General features: G+C 64.6%; 15 protein-coding genes. 11 read left to right on the top strand and 4 right to left on the bottom strand.

What is annotated here, in order from left to right; all coding sequences use genetic code 11:
- Positions 1 to 92 precede the first annotated feature (92 nt).
- The 6 genes from soxB (at position 93) to XI06_RS39570 (ending at position 7,048) form a co-directional block, all read left to right on the top strand.
- Positions 93 to 1,838 (top strand): thiosulfohydrolase SoxB, encoded by a 1,746-nt coding sequence (gene soxB, locus XI06_RS39595; protein ID WP_237872279.1) that lies wholly within the window; start codon positions 93 to 95, stop codon positions 1,836 to 1,838.
- Between the two features lie 5 nt (positions 1,839 to 1,843).
- Positions 1,844 to 2,299 (top strand): DsrE family protein, encoded by a 456-nt coding sequence (locus XI06_RS39590; protein ID WP_237872281.1) that lies wholly within the window; start codon positions 1,844 to 1,846, stop codon positions 2,297 to 2,299.
- 272 nt (positions 2,300 to 2,571) lie between these two features.
- A complete protein-coding gene (locus XI06_RS39585; RefSeq protein ID WP_237860247.1) occupies positions 2,572 to 3,612 on the top strand; it encodes an MBL fold metallo-hydrolase in 1,041 nt (346 codons plus the stop codon).
- Between the two features lie 88 nt (positions 3,613 to 3,700).
- Positions 3,701 to 3,862, top strand: coding sequence for a hypothetical protein (locus XI06_RS39580; protein ID WP_237860249.1), 162 nt, complete (start codon positions 3,701 to 3,703; stop codon positions 3,860 to 3,862).
- A 155-nt stretch (positions 3,863 to 4,017) separates the two neighbouring features.
- Complete coding sequence (locus XI06_RS39575) at positions 4,018 to 5,226, top strand: MFS transporter (protein ID WP_237860251.1); 1,209 nt, start codon at positions 4,018 to 4,020, stop codon at positions 5,224 to 5,226.
- 70 nt (positions 5,227 to 5,296) lie between these two features.
- Entirely contained in the window at positions 5,297 to 7,048 is a 1,752-nt protein-coding gene (locus XI06_RS39570) for an N-acyl-D-amino-acid deacylase family protein (RefSeq protein ID WP_237872283.1), read from the top strand.
- A gap of 151 nt (positions 7,049 to 7,199) precedes the next feature.
- Here XI06_RS39570 and XI06_RS39565 read toward each other — a convergent pair whose 3' ends face one another.
- On the bottom strand, positions 7,200 to 8,549 hold the full coding sequence (locus tag XI06_RS39565) for an MFS transporter (RefSeq protein WP_237860255.1): 1,350 nt from the start codon (positions 8,547 to 8,549) through the stop codon (positions 7,200 to 7,202).
- A 144-nt stretch (positions 8,550 to 8,693) separates the two neighbouring features.
- Here XI06_RS39565 and XI06_RS39560 point away from each other — a divergent pair, with 144 nt between their 5' ends.
- The 4 genes from XI06_RS39560 to XI06_RS39545 are packed head-to-tail and all read left to right on the top strand — an operon-like array spanning position 8,694 to position 13,293.
- Positions 8,694 to 9,347 (top strand): ABC transporter ATP-binding protein, encoded by a 654-nt coding sequence (locus XI06_RS39560; RefSeq protein WP_237860257.1) that lies wholly within the window; start codon positions 8,694 to 8,696, stop codon positions 9,345 to 9,347.
- Entirely contained in the window at positions 9,344 to 11,806 is a 2,463-nt protein-coding gene (locus XI06_RS39555; RefSeq protein ID WP_271607781.1) for an ABC transporter permease, read from the top strand. The genes XI06_RS39560 and XI06_RS39555 overlap by 4 nt, the downstream gene beginning before the upstream one ends.
- Positions 11,796 to 12,878: a lipocalin-like domain-containing protein gene (locus tag XI06_RS39550; RefSeq protein ID WP_271607780.1), complete on the top strand. Its 1,083-nt coding sequence runs from the start codon at positions 11,796 to 11,798 to the stop codon at positions 12,876 to 12,878. The genes XI06_RS39555 and XI06_RS39550 overlap by 11 nt, the downstream gene beginning before the upstream one ends.
- 55 nt (positions 12,879 to 12,933) lie before the next feature.
- Positions 12,934 to 13,293, top strand: coding sequence for an MAPEG family protein (locus XI06_RS39545; RefSeq protein ID WP_333909389.1), 360 nt, complete (start codon positions 12,934 to 12,936; stop codon positions 13,291 to 13,293).
- Positions 13,294 to 13,396: 103 nt separating this feature from the next.
- Here the strand turns inward: XI06_RS39545 and XI06_RS39540 are convergent, their stop codons facing one another.
- The 3 genes from XI06_RS39540 to XI06_RS39530 form a co-directional block, all read right to left on the bottom strand.
- Positions 13,397 to 14,587 (bottom strand): ABC transporter substrate-binding protein, encoded by a 1,191-nt coding sequence (locus XI06_RS39540; RefSeq protein WP_237860266.1) that lies wholly within the window; start codon positions 14,585 to 14,587, stop codon positions 13,397 to 13,399.
- Between the two features lie 163 nt (positions 14,588 to 14,750).
- Complete coding sequence (locus tag XI06_RS39535) at positions 14,751 to 17,915, bottom strand: efflux RND transporter permease subunit (RefSeq protein ID WP_271607779.1); 3,165 nt, start codon at positions 17,913 to 17,915, stop codon at positions 14,751 to 14,753.
- Positions 17,912 to 19,141: an efflux RND transporter periplasmic adaptor subunit gene (locus tag XI06_RS39530; RefSeq protein WP_237860270.1), complete on the bottom strand. Its 1,230-nt coding sequence runs from the start codon at positions 19,139 to 19,141 to the stop codon at positions 17,912 to 17,914. The genes XI06_RS39535 and XI06_RS39530 overlap by 4 nt, the downstream gene beginning before the upstream one ends.
- 276 nt (positions 19,142 to 19,417) lie before the next feature.
- On the opposite strand from XI06_RS39530, the gene XI06_RS39525 reads away from it, so the two are divergent.
- On the top strand, positions 19,418 to 20,572 hold the full coding sequence (locus XI06_RS39525; RefSeq protein WP_237860272.1) for an iron-containing alcohol dehydrogenase: 1,155 nt from the start codon (positions 19,418 to 19,420) through the stop codon (positions 20,570 to 20,572).
- Positions 20,573 to 20,581 lie beyond the last annotated feature (9 nt).

Here is a 20,581-nt window from a genome sequence, read left to right as displayed (position 1 = left end):
TATTGTTTGAGCATGATCTTGTCGGAAAACGGCTACACACTTTTCCTGATCATACTCGCAGAACTGCCGATAACCGGCGCGGAGAATGTGTGATGGCGATCCGCCGCCGCGATTTCCTGAGGGGCTCAGCCGTTGCTGCCGCGTCTGTCGTGCTGCCGCGGCTTGCGCGTGGTGCCGAGGCCGCCAGCATTTACGACATCGAGCGCTTCGGCAATGCGCGGATCCTGCACACCACCGACACGCATGCGCAGCTCAATCCAGTCTATTTCCGCGAGCCCAGTATCAACATCGGTATTGGCGAGATGGCGGGGCGGCCGCCGCACCTGGTCGCCCGCGCGTTCCTGGAGCACTTTGGGATCCGGCCCGACAGCGCGGATGCCTATGCCTTCACCTCAGTCGAGTTCGAGAAATCCGCCGGCCGGTTCGGCAAGCTCGGCGGCTTCGCTCATTTGAAGACACTGATCGACCGCTTGCGTAACGATGTCGGCGAGAAGCGCGCCATGCTGGTGGACGGCGGTGATCTCTGGCAGGGCACGGGCCTTGCCAACGTCATGCACGGCCGCGACATGGTCGAGGTTGCCAATCTGCTGGGCATCGAGGCGATGACCGGGCATTGGGAGTTCACCTATGGCGAGCAAGCGCTGCGCGACAATCTCGAGCACTTCAAGGGCGAGTTTCTGGCGCAGAATGTCTTCCTGACCGAGGAGGCCGCGTTCAACGACGCCCCGGCCTTCGACAAGGCCAGCGGGCGCGTGTTCAAGCCGTCAATCATCAAGGAGCTCAGTGGCCATCGCGTTGCGATCATCGGCCAGGCTTTTCCTTACGTGCCGATCGCGCATCCCAAGCGCTTTACGCCGGACTGGACCTTTGGCATCCGCGAGGAAGAGCTGCAGACGCATGTCGATGCCTTGCGCGGCACCGATAAGGTCGATGCAATCATTCTGCTCTCGCATAACGGCATGGATGTCGACCTCAAGCTCGCAAGCCGTGTCACCGGCATCGACGTCATTCTCGGCGGACACACCCACGATGCCGTGCCGCAGCCGATCGCGGTGAAGAATCCCGGTGGCACCACACTCGTCACCAATGCCGGCTCCAACGGGAAATTTCTTGCCGTGCTCGATCTCGCGCTCGACAAGGGCAAGGTAAGCGACGTCAGATATCATCTGCTGCCGGTTTATTCCGAGCTCTTGAAGCCCGATCCTGCCATGGCCGAGCTGATCGGAAAGCTGCGCGCGCCATACGTCACCGACTGGTCGGAGAAGATCGCAACGCCGGACCGGCTGCTCTATCGCCGTGACAATTTCGCCGGCCCCGTCGACGAGTTGATCTGTACCGCGCTGCGCAACGAGCTCGATGCCGAGATCGCGCTATCGCCCGGCTTCCGCTGGGGCGTCACCGCGTTATCAGGCCAGCCGATCACGATGGAAGACGTGCTCGCGGAGACCGCGATCACCTATCCCGAAACCTATGTGCAGGAGATGACGGGCGCGGAGATCAAGGACGTACTGGAAGACATCTGCGACAATCTCTTCAACGCCGATCCCTATCATCAGCAGGGCGGCGACATGGTGCGCGCCGGCGGGCTGAGCTATGCCTGCAGCCCGGCCAGCGCGATCGGCAGCCGCATCTCCGATCTGAAGCTCGACAATGGCAGGGCGATCAGCGCCAGCCATCGCTACAAGGTCGCAGGCTGGGCCTCGGTCAACGGCCAGCAGGGCGCGGCGGTGTGGGACGTCGTCGCAAAACATCTGCGCTCGGGCCGGATGTTTCAGGAGCGGCTGGGCAGCGGCGTCACGCTGAAAGGCGTCGACGGCAATCCGGGCATCGCGGGATAGCGACGATGCGGTCGCAAATTTTCCGCACGATCATGCTGGCGCTGCTCGCCTGGGCCGCGGTGCCAGCAACGTTTGCACAACAGGTGCCGTTGCAGGACAAGCCGTTCGCCGAGCACAAGATCGTGCTGCAACTCTCGGATAGCGACGCGAAGAAGCAGGCGCTGGTGCTGAGCGTCGCCAACAATCTGCTGAAGGCCTACGATCCCGACAAGATTGCGGTCGAGGTCGTCACCTTCGGTCCCGGCATCGATCTGCTGCTGTCCGGCAGCGAGCGCCGCAAGCAGGTCGAGAGCCTGATCGCGCAAGGCGTGCGCTTCGACATCTGCCTCAACACCGTCGACACGATCGAGCGGGAGACCGGCAGGCGGCCGGAGTTCATTCCCGCCGCGACGCCGGTGCAGGTGGGCGTGGGACAGATCCTGTTTCTGACGGAGAATGGGTACACGCTGGTGCGGCCGTAGGGACGTCCCAGACAGCCTCTGTGGCACGTCATCGCCGCATACTCGGTGTCATTCCCCGCGAAAGCGGGGAATCCAGTACGCCGCGGCCTCTCCGTACCCCTCATCGCCTCTGGAATACTGGATCGCTTCGCGGGCGATGACAGCAGAGGGTGGGGCGGCCATCGCGTCGCAATAAAAATCTTCTAAATTTTCTTATTTCAACAGCACATTACTTCTCCTTCCACCCTCCGGCGTAGTAGAATCCTCGAAATCACTCCACGCCGGGTCCTGCCATGATCTTCCGCCAGCTCTTCGACAGCGTTTCGGGAACCTACAGCTATCTGCTGGCCAGCCGCCCCGGCGGCGAGGCGCTGATCCTCGATCCCGTGCTGGAGAAGGTCGATCGCTACTGCCAGCTATTGCGCGAGCTCGATCTCAAGCTGGTCAAGGCGGTCGACACTCATCTGCACGCCGACCATGTCACCGGCCTCGGGGAGCTGCGCGACCGCACCCATTGCATGACCGTGATGGGCGACCAGACCAAGGCCGACGTGGTGGCGATGCGCGTTGCCGACGGCGACAAGGTGACGATCGAAGGCCTCTCGCTCGACGTGATGTACACGCCGGGCCATACCGACGATTCCTATTCCTATCTCATGGGCGACCGCGTCTTCACTGGCGACACGCTTTTGATTCGCGGCACCGGCCGCACCGATTTCCAGAATGGCTCGTCGCGCGCACAGTACGATTCAATATTCAATCGCCTGCTCAAGCTGCCTGACGAGACGATGGTGTTCCCTGCGCATGACTACAAGGGCGACACCGTCTCCACCATCGGCGAGGAGAGGCGCTACAATCCCAGGCTCCAGGTGCGTTCGGTCGACGAATATATCGAGCTGATGGCCAATTTGAAGCTGCCCAATCCGAAGATGATGGACGTGGCGGTGCCCGCCAACATGCGCGTCGGCCTGCATCAGGAGGAGCTGGAGAAAGAGGGCCGTGCGCTCAGCGCCGTCGAGGCGATCCGTTCGCTGCATCGGCCCGACATCCTCTTGGTCGATCTGCGCGAGGCCAACGAGCGGATCAAGCACGGCATGCTCGAGGGCGCGCTTCACACGCCCTATCCAAGCATCGAGGAAAGTCTCAAGCCCGGCGGCATGCTGCGCGAGGTTGCGGCCGCGACCGGCCGCCGCGTCGTGTTTTTCTGCGCCTTCGGCGAGCGCTCGGCCATGGCTGTTGCTGCCGCCAAGCAGGCCGGCCTCTCCAACACGGCTCATATCGCCGGCGGCATCGATGCCTGGAAGAAGGCGGGTGGGCCGGTGGTGCAAGCCTGACGGCAGCGTCAACTGCCTTGAGATAAGTCAGCAACCGCATAGATTCTTCGGCTAGAAGCGGATGACGCTTCACCATCCTGGACCAGCCATGGCCAATTCAGCCAAACCGAGCGAGCCGCCGAAGACCAAAACCGCAGCCGACAAGGCCAAGAAGCCACCGCCGCCACGCGACACCGACGACGATTACGAAGACGGCGACATCGCCACGCCGAAGCGCGATCGCTATGGGAATGACGACGAGCCGTTGTAAGGCGTGATGGCGCTGACAACTAGGCCGGGACGACGATGTGGATACCGGCGTCCCTCACACCCCACCCGCACTACCTGCCATGCGCCTGCGATCATGGACAAATAGCCGGACACCCCGATAGTTTGCACGCCCTCAGGGAGTCAAACGGAACTGCAATGGTCGACGTTCTCGCCGCACCGCAACAAGGCAAGGCGGACAGCGCGCTACGCACGCTGACCGGGATCTCGATCGCGCATTGGGTCAGCCATTTCCATCTGCTGGTCCTGCCGATGCTGTTTCCATTCCTGAAAGTTCAACTCGGCGTCGGCTATGTCGAGCTCGGCTTCGCGTTGACCGTGTCGGCCGTGGTCTCCGGTCTGACGCAGGCACCGACCGGCTATCTCGTCGACCATTTTGGTGCGCGCAAGATTTTGCTCGGCGGACTGACGCTCGGCGGCCTCGCGCTTGTTTTGCTCGGGCTACATCTGAGCTACGCCTCGCTGATCGCCTGCGCCGTGCTGCTCGGGCTCGCCAATAGCGTCTATCATCCGGCCGATTACGCGATTCTCGCCGAGCACATGGACGAGGCGCGGATGGGCCGCGCGTTTTCGGTCCACACCTTTGCCGGCTATTTCGGCGGCGCCGTCGCTCCGGCGATCGTCGCCGCACTGATCACGGTGTCCGGCGGCGTCGGTGCGCTGCTCGCCTCGGGCGCGATCGGCGTGCTGGTGGCGCTGCTGCTGGTGATGATGAGCATTCCCGATGCCGGCGCGCACAAGGCCAAGCCTGGAAACGCCGATGCACCGAAGCAGGCCGTCATCACGCCGGCGCTGATCACGCTGACCGCGCTGTTCATGCTGCTGAGCCTGTCGGTGGCCGGCATCAACAATTTCGGCGTGGTGGCGCTGATGAGCGGCTACGGCGCAACCTATTCCGTGGCCAATGTGGCGCTGACCGCGTTCCTCGGCTCAAGCGCCGCGGGCGTGCTCGCGGGCGGCTTCCTCGCCGACCACACCGAGCGCCACGGCTATGTCGCCGCCGCCTGCTTTGCCGCGAATGCCGCCATCGTGCTGCTGATCGCGCTGGTGACGTTGCCGGCCTGGGCCCTGACTGCCACGATGGCAACCGCGGGCTTCCTCTCGGGCGTGATCGCGCCGTCGCGGGACATGCTGGTGCGCAACGCCGCGCCTCCCGGTGCCGCGGGCCGCGCGTTCGGCATCGTCTCCACCGGCTTCAATCTCGGCGGCATCGTCTCACCGCTGCTGTTCGGCTGGATCATGGACCAAAGCGCGCCGCACTGGGTGTTCGGGGCGTCAGTGATCTTCATGGTCGCTACCGTGATGCTGTCGCCGTTCACCGAGCGGAAGACGCGAGCCAAGGCTTAGCGAGAAGTTTTACCGTCGTCCCGGCGAAGGCCGGGACGACAAGAAGCAAAACAAACCGGGACGAAACACCATGAGCACCCCTGATCTCGTGATCCGTGGCGGCACCGTCGCGGACGGCCACGGCGGCGAGCTGTTCGAGGCTGACGTCGCCATCACCGGTGGCATGATCAGCGAGGTGGGCAAGGTCGCGGCCAAGGGCAAAGAAGAAATCGACGCGCGCGGAAAGCTGGTGACGCCGGGCTTCGTCGACGTGCACACCCATTACGACGGGCAGGTCACCTGGAGCCAGGACATCACGCCGTCGTCGCAGAACGGCGTCACCACCGCGATCATGGGCAATTGCGGCGTCGGCTTCGCACCGTGCAAGCCCGCCGATCACACCCGCCTGATCCAGCTGATGGAAGGCGTCGAGGACATTCCCGAGCCGGTGCTGAGCGCCGGCATTCCCTGGGCCTGGGAGAGCTTCCCTGATTACATGGACTGGCTGTCGAAGCGCGATTTCGACATCGATGTCGGCGCGCAGTTGCCGCATGCGGCATTGCGGGTCTATGTCATGGGCGAGCGCGGCGCCCGCCGCGATCCCTCGACGGCGGAAGACAATGCGGCGATGGCCAAGCTTGCGGGCGAAGCGGTACAATCCGGCGCGCTCGGCTTCTCGACCTCGCGCACGCTCAACCACCGCACCTCGACCGGCGATTTCACGCCAACGCTGAAAGCGGGCGAGGACGAGCTCACCGCGATTGCCGGCGCGATGCACAGCCAGGGCCGCAGCGTGCTGCAATTCGTGCTCGATCTTTCCACCATCCATGAAGACCTGCCGATGATGCTGCGGGTGGCCGACAGCACAAGGTGCCCGATCTCGTTCTCGATCACGCAGAATGACAGATCACCCAACCGCTGGCGCCAGACGCTGGACGAGATCAATGCGGCCGCGAAACGCGGGCTGTCCATCACCGCGCAGATCGCGGCGCGCCCGGTCGGTCTGCTGCTCGGGCTCGAGCTGTCACGCAATCCGTTCCAGACCCATCCCAGCTACAAGGCGATCGCGCATTTGCCTCTGAAGGAACGGCTGGCGCGGTTGCGCCAAGCCGATGTGCGCAAGGCGATCCTGAGCGAGAGCGCGACTGCGACTGACGATCCGCTGTTCTTCCGCCCGAACTACGACAAGATGTTCCTGCTGGGCGATCCCCCCGACTACGAGCAGCCGCCGGAGAATGCGCTGGGGCCGCAGGCGCGCAAGCAGGGCCGCCAGCCGGAGGAGCTCGCTTACGATGCGATGCTGTCGGACGAGGGCCGCGGCATGCTCTACGTGCCGTTCCTCAATTATTCCGACGGCAATCTCGACGCGACGCGCGAGATGCTGATCGATCCGCAATCGGTGCCCGGCCTTTCCGACGGCGGCGCCCATTGCGGCATCATCTGCGATGCCAGCTTCCCGACTTATCTGCTGACGCACTGGACGCGTGACCGCAAGCGCGGCGAGAAGCTGTCGATCCCCTTCGTGGTCGCAGCGCAGTCGCGCAAGACGGCGTTGTCGGTGGGGCTGACCGATCGCGGATTGATCGCGCCGGGCTACAAGGCCGACGTCAACGTGATCGATTACGACCGCCTGCATCTGCATCCACCCGAGGTGCATTACGACCTGCCGGTCGGTGGTCGCAGGCTGCTGCAGGATGTCGACGGCTATGAGGCCACGATCGTCTCGGGCGTGGTGACGCGGCGGCAGGGCGAGGCGACGGGGCGAAGGCCGGGGAAGCTGATTCGGGGTGCGCAGGGGTGCAGTAAGCGGGCGCATGTTGAGCGCGATGTTTCCGCAATGTAGGCGTCGTCCCGGCGAAGGCCGGGACCCATAACCACGAAAAGGAGTTAAAGCGCAGGGCTCCCACTCCGAGTCTTCGCCAAACTGCTCCCTGGGGGTATGGGTCCCGGCCTTCGCCGGGACGACACTTGTTTCGTGGCAGGCTTTGGAAGACCTACGTCGGCGACACTGCGCGCTTCAGCGGCGCCGTCTGCACCGCCGCACCACGCGTCAGCCTCGCCTTTTCCGAGTTCGGCCAGAGCAGCAGCAGCCCGACCACACCGGAGCCGATCATGATCACGGCGTTGATGGTAAATCCGGTCATGTAGCCGTCGATCATGCTGCCGGCGCGCTCGATCACCTTGCCCATCACGTAGGGCGCGATGATGCCCGAGAGCGTATAGAGTGCGCCGTAGATCGCGAGGATCGCGCCGCGCTGCGAGGCCGGGGTAAACTCGCCGAGCATCGGCGGGCAGACGACATAGATCGCGCCGCAGAGACCGGAACCGACCACCAAGAGCGCGATCTGCAAGCCCGCACCCTGCATGTGAGGCATCGTTGTGAGAATGAGGCCGCCGATGATCAGCGGCACCGAGCCCAGCACGCCACGCGACATGCGCGTGGTGTAGCCGCGCACCATCATCACCTGCGAGATCCAGCCGGTCAGAATCACGATGGTGGCGCCGAACACCCAGGGCAGGATCGAGATCCAGCCGGCGTCGCTCTGCGAAAAGCCAAGTCCCTTGACGATGAAGGACGTAAACCACGTGAGTCCGAGCGACAGCGCCCAATAGGCGCCGAAGGTTGCGATCACGCAGCCGAGGAAGGTGCGCGAGGTCAGAAGGCGGATGTAGGGAATTTTCGGCTCACTGACGGCGAGCGCCTGCGTGTCCTCGAGCGGTCCTTCCTTGCCCAGCGCCAGCCAGGCGCAGACCCAGATCAGGCCGACCACGCCGAGCGCCCCGAAGGCATAGTGCCAGGAGTGATTGACGATGACCCAGTTCAGCGCCGGCACGGCCAGGATGACCCCGAAGGCCGAGCCCTGTGTCAGGACCGCGGTCGGCAGCGTGCGCTTCTCGTCGGGGAACCATTTGTAGATTGCGTGCGTCGCGACCGAAGCCGCCGGACCTTCGCCCGCACCGAGCACGATGCGGCAGATCAAGAGCGTGCTGAAGCTGACGGTGCCGACCATCGGAAACTGCGCCAGCGCCCAGACCACGGCGAGCGTCAGCAACACATAGCGCGTCGCCACCTTGTTGACGAGGAAGCCGACCACGATGGCCGAGATCGAGAACAGGAAGAAGAACGAGGAGCCGAGCAGGCCGAATTGCGCAGGCTCGAGCTTCAAGTCGGTCATGATCGGCACGCCGGCGAGGCCGACGACGATCTTGTCCGCGAAGTTCACCACCATCAGGAGAAAGAGGAGAAAAACGATGGTCCAGGCGCCCTTCGGCGTCGCCGTGGACGTTTGCTTGGACGTCCCTGCCATCCTGGCTGCCGCGGACGGCGTTCCCTGAGCGCTCATCATTCTCCCCGTATGTCTTCTTGTCGGCACTTTTGATTTGGCCGTCTTGGGAGCTAACAACGGCTTGAACGGCAACGCAACCCCGGCATTTCCGCGGCAAGTGTGCTACGCAGCACGGAGTTAATTCCGTCCGGCGAACAGACCTTGCTGAGCATCCGAAACCTCTCCAAAACCTTCACCTCGGCCGGCGAGCCCGTGCATGTGCTGCGCGGCGTCGACCTCGACCTCAAAGCCGGCGAACGCGTCGCGCTCACGGGCGAATCCGGCAGCGGCAAGAGTACGCTGCTGCATTTGATCGCAGGGCTGGATGCCGCCGATGGCGGCTCGATCCGCCTGGAGGACACCGAGATCACTGAGCTTGCCGACGCCGGCCGCGCCGAGTTGCGGCGAGACCGGATCGGTCTCGTGTTTCAGCAGTTCAATTTGATCCCAAGCCTGTCGGTCGCCGACAATCTCGCTTTCCAGGCCCGCATCGCCGGTCGGCACGACGCGCCCTGGACCAAGGAGCTGGTCGAGCGGCTCGGCCTCGGCGGCCTGCTCAAGCGTTATCCCGAGCAATTATCAGGCGGCCAGCAGCAGCGGGTCGCAATCGGCCGGGCGCTGGCGACAAAACCGTCGCTGCTGCTCGCGGACGAGCCGACCGGCAATCTGGATGAAGCCACCGCCGACGACGTGCTGGCGCTGACGCGCGACCTCGTCGCGCGCACCGGCTGCGGCTTCCTGATGGTGACGCACAGCCTGCATCTGGCCGGCACGCTCGACCGCCACATCGTCCTCCATGCGGGACGGATCGCATGAGGCGCGCGCTCTGGGTGCTGGCGGTGCTGCTGAGCCATTGGCGCCGGCATAGGATGCAGTTCGCAACGCTGCTGATCGGGCTGATCGCTGCGACCGCGCTGTGGAGCGGCGTGCAGGCGATCAACCAGCAGGCCCGCACGGCCTATGACCGTGCGGCGGCGACGTTTGGCGGCGTGCGCACGGCGACGCTGGTGGCGCCTGATACGGCGACGTTCCCGCAAGAGCTTTTCATAAAGCTTCGCCGCGCGGGCTGGCCGGTCTCGCCGGTGCTGGAAGGCCGGGTCCAGATCAACGGACGCTCGATCCGGCTGCTTGGCATCGAGCCGGTGACGCTGCCAGTTGACGTCGGCAATGCGCCGCGCCTCGGAGCCGCGGACCTCAGCAGCTTCGTCGCCGCGCCCGGACAGACGCTAGTGGCGCGGGAGACGCTGAGCGATTTGCACGAGAGCGAAGGAACGACGCCGTCGATCAGCAGCGGCGCAAAGCTGCCGCCGCTGCATGTGCAGCCGCAGCTGGTGCCTGATGTGCTGGTGGTCGATATCGGCGTGGCGCAGCGGCTCCTCAACAAGCCGGATCAGGTCTCGCGTCTGCTGATCGGCAGGGCGAGAGGCAAGCCGGCACCGCTGCAAAGCGTCGTCGGCGAAGAGTTGAAGCTGAAAGAGCCGACCGCGGAGACGGAGCTGGAGCGGCTCACCGACAGTTTCCACCTCAACCTCACCGCCTTCGGCCTGCTGTCGTTCTTCGTCGGTCTGTTCATCGTCAATTCCGCCGTCGGCCTCGCCTTCGAGCAGCGGCTGCCGATGCTGCGGACCTTGCGCGCTTGCGGCGCCTCGGCACGGCTGGTCAACTCCGTCCTGGTCGTTGAGCTGGTGGCGCTGGCGCTGGTCGCGGGGCTGATCGGGCTCGTCTGCGGTTATGTCATCGCAGCAGCGCTGCTACCCGACGTCGCGGCGTCGCTGCGCGGACTCTATGGTGCGCAGATTCCGGGGCAGCTGACGCTGCGGCCCGAGTGGTGGCTCGCCGGCATCGGCATCAGCGTTCTAGGCGCGATCGTGGCGGCTGCGACCAGCCTCATCAAGGCGATCAGGATGCCGGTGCTGGCGACCGCGCAGCCGCGGGCCTGGCAGCAGCGACAGCGCCGCTGGCTGATCCTGCAAAGCTTCGCTGCCTGCGCCGTGTTCGCGGTCGCGCTGCTGCTGCTCTATTACGGACAGTCCTTGATCGCCGGCTTCGCCCTGCTGGCTGCGCTGATGCTCGGCGCGGCGCTGATCCTTCCGGCCTTCCTCGAGATCCTCCTGCTTGCCGGCCAGCGGCTTGCGCGCGGGCCGCTGGCGCTGTGGTTCTGGGCGGACAGCCGGCAGCAGCTCTCGGGACTCTCGCTGGCGCTGATGGCTCTGCTGCTCGCGCTGGCAGTCAATGTCGGCGTCTCGACCATGGTAGAAACCTTCAGCCGCACCTTTGTCGGCTGGCTCGACGGACGGCTCGCCGCCGACGTCTACATCAGCGCTGCCGACAACGCGCAGAGCATCGCGATCCGCAACTGGCTGAAGGACCGCAGCGAGGTCCAGGCGATCCTGTCGGGCGGCCGCGCGGAGACGCAGGTTCAGGGCCAACCGGTGGAGTTGCTCGGCCTGCCCGATCACGCGCTCTATCGCGAGCGCTGGCCGCTGCTGGAGACCGCGCCACGCGCCTGGACCCAGTTGGTCCCGGGCAATGCCGCCTTCATCAGCGAGCAGCTGAGCCGCCGCCTCAATATCCGCGTTGGCGACGTCATCGAGGTGCCAGCGCCAGGCGGAACCTGGGAGCTCGACATCGTCGGCATCTATGCCGATTACGGCAATCCCAAAGGGCAGCTTGCCGTCAACGTCGCGGCGCTGATCCGGCAGTTTCCGCAGACGCCGCAGACACGGATCGGGCTGATTGTCCCGCGTGACAAGATTCCCGGCCTGATTGCGGCCTTGCAGAAGCAGTTCGCGCTCGACGACCGCGCGGTGGCCGACCAGGCCACGGTGAAGGCGGAATCGATCCGCATCTTCAACCGCACCTTTGCGGTGACCTCCGCGCTCAATGCCTTCACGCTCGGCGTCGCCGGCATCGCGCTCCTCACCAGCCTGCTGACGCTGGCAAACTCGCGCCTGCCACAGCTCGCGCCGCTCTGGGCGATCGGCATCACCCGGCCGCGCCTCGCCGCGATCGAGCTGACCAAGACGCTGTCGGTCGCGCTGTTCACGTCGCTGCTCGCGGTGCCGCTTGGGTTGCTGGTGGCGTGGTGCCTGATCGCGATCGTCAATGTGAAGGCGTTCGGCTGGCGGCTGCCGTTCCATGTGTTTCCGCTGCAATTGATCGAGTTGGTCGCGGTCGCGCTTGTCGCCTCGCTGCTGGCCGCGCTGCTGCCGGTGTTGCGGCTGGCGCGGATGCAGCCGGCGAGTCTCGTCAAGGTGTTTGCCAATGAGCGCTGACAAACTCTCGCGGCGCGCGTTCGCTGCCGGTATCGCAGCCCTTGCTCTCGCGCGCCGCGCCGCCGCGCAAGGCTATGCCGGGCTCGGCGAGACCGCCGACGGCTTCGCAAAGGTCACGCCCGGAAAAACGTTCACGTTCCCTGCCGATCACGGGCCGCATCCGGACTTTCGCATCGAGTGGTGGTATCTGACCGCAAATCTCGTCGACGTCAGTGGCGCGGCATGCGGGCTGCAATGGACGCTGTTCCGCCAGGCTGCAAAGCCGGGACCGCAAGGAGAAGGCTGGGCCAATCAGCAGATCTGGATGGCACATGCCGCGGTGACGCGCGCCGACACGCATCGATTCAGCGAGCTGTTTTCTCGCGGCGGCATCGGACAGGCGGGCGTCGAGGCAAAACCGTTTGCTTCGTGGATCGATGATTGGGAGATGAAGGGGTCCGAGCGCACCGACGACCGGACCTTGTCGCCGGTGACTCTGAAAGCCTCGGGCACCGACTTCAGCTACGCGCTGACACTGGAGACCGATCGTCCGGTCGTGTTGCAGGGTGACGGCGGCTACAGCCGCAAATCCGAGCGCGGGCAGGCGTCCTATTATTACAGCCAGCCGTTCTACCGCGCGCGCGGCACGCTCACGATCGACGACAAGCCGATCGAGGTCTCAGGCCAGGCCTGGATGGACCGCGAATGGAGCAGCCAGCCGCTCGACGCTGATCAGACCGGCTGGGACTGGCTATCGCTGCATCTCGTCTCCGGCGACAAGCTGATGCTGTACCGGCTGCGCCAGAAGGACGGCAAGGATTACCCGTTCGGCAACTGGATCAGCGCCGCCGGCGAGACGCAGATGATTGCGGGAGGCGACATCCAGATGACGCCAAAGGCGACGGCGGACGTGGCGGGCCGCAAGCTGCCGGTGGAATGGCAGATCGCGATCCCGTCGCACTCGTTCTCGATTTCCTGCAAGCCGCTCAATCCGAAGGCGTGGATGGGGACCGGCTTCTCTTACTGGGAAGGACCGATCAGCTTTACCGGCACGCATGACGGCGTTGGCTATCTCGAGCTGACCGGCTATTGAAGCGCGACCTGTTTGAAGGGATCTTGCGAAGTATCATTTCACCGCCCTCGTCACGCTGCTCGCGCTTGCGTTTTATTTCTTCACCTGCATCAACGTCTCGCGGTCCCGGACCAGGACCGGCGTGAAGGTGCCGGCGATGTCGGGCCATCCGGATTTCGAGCGCGCCTTCCGCATCCAGATGAATACGCTGGAATGGATGCCGATCTTCTTGCCGTCGCTGTGGCTGTTCGCGATCTATATCAGCGACGCCATCGCGGCCGGCATCGGCGCGGTCTGGATCATCGGCCGCATCGTGTATTTCATCGGCTATTCGCAAGCCGCCGCCAAGCGCGGCCCGGGCTTTGCGATCCAGGCGACCGCGGCGATCGCGCTGTGGGCGGGGGCGTTGTGGGTCGTGGTGTTGAGGGTGGTGTGAGGCAAGATCGCGCCTCAATCTCAGCCGTCGTCCCGGACAAGCGCGCCCCTAGGCGCGCGCCGATCCGGGACGACATTGGGGCTTGTAGCGCTAGCTCAACCCCTCACTTCGTCAGAGGGCAGCCGCTGTCCTTGGCTGTCGAAAACGCCTGGTCGCCGGGGACGACGGCGAGCTGCTTGTAATAGTCCCACGGCTTCTTCGATTCCGAGGGCTTCTTGACCTCGAACAGATACATGTCGTGGACCATGCGGCCGTTGGCGAGCACCTTGCCCTTGGCGAAGGCGTCATCGACCGGCAATTCCTTCAGCTTCTTGGCGACCGCGTCGGTGTCCTTGGTGCCGGCGGCTTTCACTGCCTTCAGATAGCTCAGCGTCGCCGAATAGGTACCGGCATGGATCATGCTCGGCATCCGGCCGGTGCGCTTGAAGAAACGCTCGGAGAAGGCACGCGAGGCATCATCATGATCCCAATAGAAGCCTTCGGTCAGGACCAGGCCCTGCGCCGCCTGCAAGCCAAGACCGTTCACCTCGGCGAGCGTCATCAGCAGGCCGGCAAGTTTCTGGCCACCCTGCACGATGCCGAATTCAGCCGCCTGCTTGATCGAGTTGGTGGTATCCTGACCGGCATTGGCGAGGCCGACGATCTTCGCCTTCGAACTCTGCGCCTGCAGCAGGAAGGACGAGAAGTCCGACGAGTTGAGAGGCACGCGGACCGAGCCCAGCACCTTGCCGCCGCTGGCCGTGACGATCTCGCTGGTGTCCTTCTCCAGCGCATAGCCGAACGCGTAATCAGCGGTGAGGAAGAACCAGGTGTCGCCGCCGGCCTTGGTCAGCGCGCCGCCGGTGCCGACCGCAAGCGCGTGGGTATCGAAGGCCCAGTGGAAGCCGTAGGGCACGCATGAAGCGCCTGTTATGGCCGATGTCGCCGCGCCGACCACGATGTCGATCTTCTTCTTTTCCTTCGACAGCTCCTGCACTGCGAGCGCGACCGACGAGGTCGTCAGCTCGGTGATCATGTCGACGTTCTCGGCGTCGTACCAGCGGCGCGCGATGGATGTGGCGAGGTCAGGCTTGTTCTGGTGATCGGCGGTGACCATCTCGATCTTCTGGCCGAGCACCTCGCCGCCAAAATCCTCGATCGCCATCTTCGCTGCTTCGACGGAGTACTTGCCGCCGTAATCGGCATAAACGCCGGACTGATCGTTGAGGATGCCGATCTTGACGCCTTGCGCGAAAGCCGGCGCGGCCAGCAAAAGGGCCGAGGTTGCGACAGCGGCCAAAAGTCCTGATTTCATTCGTTATCTCCCAGCAGTGTTCTGTTTTGAAATCGCGCGGATATTAGTGAAGAACCCCGGCTATGCCCATGGGTTTCGTGTTGATCGTTGGCAGGGGCGCCAAGCAAAAACTGTCGTCCCGGCGAAGGCCGGGACGACATCGAGATTTTGGATACGTTGGTGGTCAAGACGACGAGACCGTCCCCTTCTCGTTCCGGCCCTCGGCCAAGTTCCGCACCACGACATAGAAGATCGGAGTGAACAGCAGGCCGAACAGGGTGACGCCGATCATGCCGAAGAACACGGCAACGCCGACGGCCTGGCGCATTTCGGAACCTGAGCCGGACGAGATCACCAGCGGCAACACGCCGAGGATGAAGGCGAAGGACGTCATCAGGATCGGCCGCAGGCGCAGGCGGCAGGCCTCGATCACAGCCTCCAGCCGCGGTTTGCCCTCCTTCTCGATGTCGCGCGCGAACTCGACGATCAGGATCGCGTTTTTCGCCGCCAACCCCACCAGGACGACGAAGCCGATCTGGGTGAGGATGTTGACGTCCTGGCCCATGATGCGCACGCCGATCGTGGCAGCGAGCAGGCACATCGGCACGATCAGGATCACCGCGAACGGCAGTGTCCAGCTGCCATATTGCGCGGCAAGCACGAGATAGACGAACAGCACGCATATCGGGAACACGTAGAGGCCGGCATTGCCGCCGTTGATCTGCTGATAGGACAGGTCGGTCCACTCGAAGGTGAAGCCGCTCGGCAAAGTGTCGTCGGCGAGCTTCTTGATGGCGTTGAGCGCGGTGGTCGAGCTCGTGCCCGGTGCCGGCTCGCCCTGAAGCTCGGACGCCGCGTAGAGATTGTAGCGCGCCACGCGATCGGGTCCCGAGACATCCCTGAAGTCGACCACGCTGCCGAGCATCACCATGTCGCCGGAGGCGTTGCGCGTGCGCAGGCGCGCGAGATCGCTGGGCTCTTTCCGGAACGGGAAGTCAGCCTGCGCGGTGACGTGATAGGTACGGCCGAACAGGTTGAAGTCGTTGACATAGGTCGATCCGAAATAGGTCTGGATCGTGTCGTTGATGTTGGCGATGGGCACGCCAAGCTTCTGCGCCTTGGTGCGGTCGATGTCGACGAACAGCTGCGGCGTATTGGCGGAGAACGGCGAGAACACCGTGGGGGCAAGGAGCGCTGGCGATTTGCGCGCCGCGGCGACGAGTTCGTCGGTTGCGGACGCCAGCAGCTCCGGTCCACGCCCCTGCCGATCCTGGATGCGGATGGTGAAGCCACCGCCGGTGCCGATGCCGGGCACGGCCGGCGGCGGAATCACGATGATGAAGGCGCCCTGGATCGCAGCCAGTCGCTTGCGCAGCTCGGCTGTGATGGCATTCGCCGTCAAGCCCTTCTTCAGCCGCACCTCTGGCTCATCGAAAACAGGGAAGAGCGCCGCCGCATTGCCGGCCTGCGTGCGCGTCGCGCCGGAGAAGCCGGCGAAGGCCGCGACGCGGACGATACCTGGCGTATCCAGCGAGATCCGCTCGATCTCTCGGACAATTTCGGTGGTCCGCGCCAGCGATGCCGCACCCGGCAGCTGCGCCGAGATGATGACATAGCCGCGATCCTGCGCGGGGATGAAGCCCTGCGACGTCGTCCCGATCAGCCAGCCTGCGCTGCCGATGAGCACGACATAGATCAGGATCATCACCACGGAGTGCCGGATGACGAAATTGGCGAGGCCGGCATAGCCGTGCGAGAGCCGGTCGAATACGCGGTTGAAGACGCCGGTGAAGGCATTCCATCCGCGCGCGAACAGATTCCACGCGGCAGGCGGCCGCTTCTCGGCGTGGGGCGTGAGGATCAGCGAAGCCAATGCCGGCGACAGCGTCAGCGAGCAGAAGCAGGAGATCGCGGTCGCAACCGCGATGGTCACCGCGAATTGCTGGAAGAATTGCCCGGAGATGCCGCCGAGGAACGCGGTCGGCACGAACACCGCGCAGAGCACCAGGGCGATCGAGACCAGCGCGCCGCCGACCTCCTCCATCGTCTTCAGCGCCGCGTCGCGCCGGCTGAGCCCGTGCTCGAGATGCCGCTCGACATTCTCGACCACGACGATGGCGTCGTCGACCACGATGCCAACCGCAAGCACGAGCCCGAACAGCGTCAGATTGTTGATGGAGAAGCCGAGCGCCGCCATCACTGCAAAGGTGCCGACCAGCGACACCGGAATGGCGATGATCGGGATGATCGCCGCCCGCCATCCCTGCAGGAACACCAGCACGACGACCACCACGAGCAGCATGGCTTCGTAGATGGTCTTGATCAGCTCGTGGACGGACTGCGCGATGAATTCGGTCGGATTATAACCGATGTTGAAGTCGAGGCCCTTCGGAAAGCCCTGCTTGAGCTTCGCCATCGTGTCGGAGATGTTCTTGGCCGTCGCGAGCGCATTCGATCCCGGCCGCTGCGTCACCAGCATAGCGACCGCGGATTTACGCAGCAGGAAGCTGTTGGTCGAATAAGCGAGCGCACCGAGCTCGATGCGAGCGACGTCGCGCAGGCGCACCGTGCGGCCGTCCGAGCCGGCCTTGATCAGGATGTCCTCGAACTGTTTCTGGTCTTTCAGCCGCCCGGTGAAGACGAGGTTTGGCTGGAAGGCGCGGTCGGCAATCGGCGGCTCGGCGATCTGGCCGCCTGCAATCTGCACGTTCTGGGCGCGGATCGCGGCCAGCACCTCGGTCGAGGTCAGGCCAAGATTGGCGATACGATCAGGGTCGAGCCACAGCCGCATCGAATAGTCGCGCGCGCCAAACATCTGGATGTCGCCGACACCGTCGATGCGGAGCAACTGGTCGCGGACCTGGAGCAGTGCATAGTTGGAAATATAGAGCTGGTCGAACGTGTCGTCCGGCGACAGCATGAACACGACCATCAGGATGTCGGGCGAGTTCTTGCGGGTGACGACACCGTTGCGCTGCACTTCATCCGGAAGCTGCGGCTGCGCGATCGCGACCCGGTTTTGAACCAGCACCTGCGCCTTGTCGAGATCGGTGCCAAGCTTGAAGGTGACGGTGATGGTGAGCTGGCCGTTCGAGGTGGCCTGGCTGTAGAGATACAGCATGTCCTCGACGCCGTTAATCTGCTGCTCGATCGGAGCAGCGACGGTGTCGGACACGGTTTGCGCCGAGGCGCCGGGGTATTGCGTCGTGACGACGACGGTCGGTGGCACCACTTGCGGATATTCGGAGATCGGCAGCGTCGAATAAGCGAGCGTGCCGACGATCAGGAGCACGATCGACAACACCATCGCCAGGATGGGCTGGTTGATGGACAGACGGCCAAGATTCATGACTTGTCACCAGCCTTCGCACCGGTCTTGCCACCTGCCGGCGCTTGAGCAGGAGATGGGGCGACCTTGGCGCCGACACGCGCGCGCTGGATGCCGTTGACAATGACGCGGTCATCCGCGTTCAACCCCTCGCGGATGACGCGCAGGCCGTCATCGAGCGGTCCGAGCACGACGGGCCGCGCTTCGACGGTATCGTCGGACTTCACCACGAAGACGATCTTGCGCGACTGGTCGGTGGCGATTGCGGTATCCGGGATCAGCAGCGCTTCGTACGGCGCGCTGCCGATCAGGCGGACGCGACCGAACTGGCCGGGCAGGATCGAGAGGTCAGTGTTCTTGACCACGGCGCGGCTGCGCAATGTGCCGGTGGAAACATCGAGGCGGTTGTCGAGGAAGTTGATGGCGCCATCATGCGACGGCTTGGTCTCGCCCGCGAGCGTCACCTGCACGGGGTTTGCGGTGTCGCGCGAACTTGGGCGTTTTCCCTCGAACCAGAGCTTGCTGTATTTGATGAAGGTCGTCTCATCCATGTCGAAATAGATGTAGATCGGGTCGAGCGAGACGATCGAGGTCAGCAGCGTCGAGGTCCCGGTGTCGCTGCCCTGCACGAGGTTGCCGGGGCTGACCAGATGGCGGCTGACGCGGCCGGTGAGTGGCGCGGTGACATGGGTGAACTCGATGTTGAGCCGGGCGGCCTTCAGCGCGCCCTCGGCCTGGGTCTCGGCAGCGTGCGCGGCCTGCAAGGCTTGGCGGCGCTGGTCGACGACCTGCTCGGAGACCGCGCTGGTCTGCACCAGATTCAGGCCGCGGTCGAGCTCGCGCTTGGCAAGTTCCACCTTGGCGCGGGCGTCGGATAGCTGGCCGTCGGCCTGCTCGGCCACCGCCTCGAACGGCCGCGGGTCGATGACGTAAAGCAGATCGCCCTGATGCACGATCGCGCCATCCTGGAACTCGACCGAGTTGACGAAGCCGCCGACGCGGGGGCGCACCTGCACCTCCTCGACCGCCTCGAAGCGACCGGTGTACTCGTCCCAATCGGTGACGGTGCGCTTGACCGGCTGGGCAACGGTCACGGGCGGAGGCGGCGGCGCGGCCGCTTGCGAGGTCGGTTGTCCGCAACCGCTGAGGGCGACGGCCGCAGCAAGAAGACCGGCTAGCGCATAAGGCCGGAGCTGAACGAAATCGTGCGTTTTGACAAATTGCTCGCTTCCGTCCGGTCCACTCATCCCAGGTCCTCGCATGAAAGCCGCGGAAAATGCAGGGTAGTCCTCTACCCGCGGGCGCCACAAGATGGGTGGCGATGATGAAATCTTCAAGACTACCTCGCGCACAATGCTCGGCAGGATGCCCTGGCCTGATGGCGAGTTGACACGCGCTCTCTTCGCCTATTCCCGCCTGCGGAGAGGGAGAAGAAGCGCCAGCGTCTTCGCACATGACTGAGGCGGCCGGCTTGGCTAGACTACCCCTTACAAAACAAGACGAATTGTCCGGGGAGGACAGGCGTGCATCAGGGACGTGTCGTTTATGGTGCGATCGAGGAGGTCGTGTTTGGCCATCCGGCGGCGGAGGCCATCGTCGCGCAGATGGACCGGCTGGGAACCCGCCGCGCCTTCCTGATGGTCTCGGGGACGCTGAACCGAGAGACCGACGAAATCACTGAGATCGTAAAGGCGCTCGGTGCGCGCTGCGCCGGGCTGTTCGATGCGATGCCGGCGCACACGCCGCGCGAGGCGGTGGTCGCGGCCACCAATGCCGCGCGCGCGGTCGACGCTGACCTGATCGTCACCGTGGGCGGCGGCTCGATCACCGACGGCGCCAAGGCGGTGCAGCTTTGCCTTGCCAATGGCATCGACGATATCGCCGGCATCGACCGCATCCGTGTGCACAAGGGCATCGCGCCCGAGATGACCGCACCGACCGTGCGGCAGATCAGCGTGCCGACCACGATTGCAGGCGGCGAGTTTTCATCGATCGCCGGCGTGACCGACCGCATCACGCATGTGAAGCAGATGCTGCGGCATCCGCTGGCGGTGCCGCGCGCAACCATCCTCGACCCTGCCATCACCGTGCACACGCCGGAATGGCTGTTTCTCTCCACCGGCATCCGCGCCATCGATCACTGCGTCGAGGCGATCTGCTCGCACGAGACGCATCCCTATGCCGACGCACAGTCGGTGAAGGGCCTTGCCATGCTCGCCGACGCGCTGCCGCGGGTGAAGGCCGACCCCCGAGATCTGGACGCGCGGATGGACGCGCAGATCGGCACCTGGCTGTCGATGGGCGCGCTCGCGGCCGGTGTGCCGATGGGCGCGAGCCACGGCATCGGCTATGTCTTGGGCGCGGCCTTCGACGTGCCCCACGGCCACACCTCCTGCGTCATGCTGCCGGCGGTGATGCGCTGGAATGCGAGCGCCAATGCCGAGCAACAGATGATCGTCGCCGCCGCGATGGGCTTCCCCGGCCATAACGCCGCCGACGTGCTCGATGCCTTCATCCGCTCGCTGGGCATGCCGCGTCGCCTTGCCGATGTCCGCGTCTCGCCGGAGCATTTCGACGTCATCGCCGAACAGGCCATGCGCACGAACTGGATCCCGCGCAATCCGCGCAAGATCGAGAGCCCGGCGCAGATTCGCGAAATCCTCGATCTCGCCGCATGATCTTCAAGC

Source organism: Bradyrhizobium sp. CCBAU 11434 (assembly GCF_028128895.1).
GTDB lineage: Bacteria > Pseudomonadota > Alphaproteobacteria > Rhizobiales > Xanthobacteraceae > Bradyrhizobium > Bradyrhizobium zhengyangense.
The sequence above is the reverse complement of the archived record's forward strand: the minus strand, read 5'-3'. Positions and strand labels throughout refer to the sequence as shown.

Coding starts and splice junctions, on each gene's coding strand:
- soxB (WP_237872279.1), top strand. CDS start 93: ATGGCGATCCGCCGCCGCGATTTCCTGAGGGGCTCAGCCGTTGCTGCC.
- XI06_RS39590 (WP_237872281.1), top strand. CDS start 1,844: ATGCGGTCGCAAATTTTCCGCACGATCATGCTGGCGCTGCTCGCCTGG.
- XI06_RS39585 (WP_237860247.1), top strand. CDS start 2,572: ATGATCTTCCGCCAGCTCTTCGACAGCGTTTCGGGAACCTACAGCTAT.
- XI06_RS39580 (WP_237860249.1), top strand. CDS start 3,701: ATGGCCAATTCAGCCAAACCGAGCGAGCCGCCGAAGACCAAAACCGCA.
- XI06_RS39575 (WP_237860251.1), top strand. CDS start 4,018: ATGGTCGACGTTCTCGCCGCACCGCAACAAGGCAAGGCGGACAGCGCG.
- XI06_RS39570 (WP_237872283.1), top strand. CDS start 5,297: ATGAGCACCCCTGATCTCGTGATCCGTGGCGGCACCGTCGCGGACGGC.
- XI06_RS39565 (WP_237860255.1), bottom strand. CDS start 8,549: ATGAGCGCTCAGGGAACGCCGTCCGCGGCAGCCAGGATGGCAGGGACG.
- XI06_RS39555 (WP_271607781.1), top strand. CDS start 9,344: ATGAGGCGCGCGCTCTGGGTGCTGGCGGTGCTGCTGAGCCATTGGCGC.
- XI06_RS39550 (WP_271607780.1), top strand. CDS start 11,796: ATGAGCGCTGACAAACTCTCGCGGCGCGCGTTCGCTGCCGGTATCGCA.
- XI06_RS39540 (WP_237860266.1), bottom strand. CDS start 14,587: ATGAAATCAGGACTTTTGGCCGCTGTCGCAACCTCGGCCCTTTTGCTG.
- XI06_RS39535 (WP_271607779.1), bottom strand. CDS start 17,915: ATGAATCTTGGCCGTCTGTCCATCAACCAGCCCATCCTGGCGATGGTG.
- XI06_RS39530 (WP_237860270.1), bottom strand. CDS start 19,141: ATGAGTGGACCGGACGGAAGCGAGCAATTTGTCAAAACGCACGATTTC.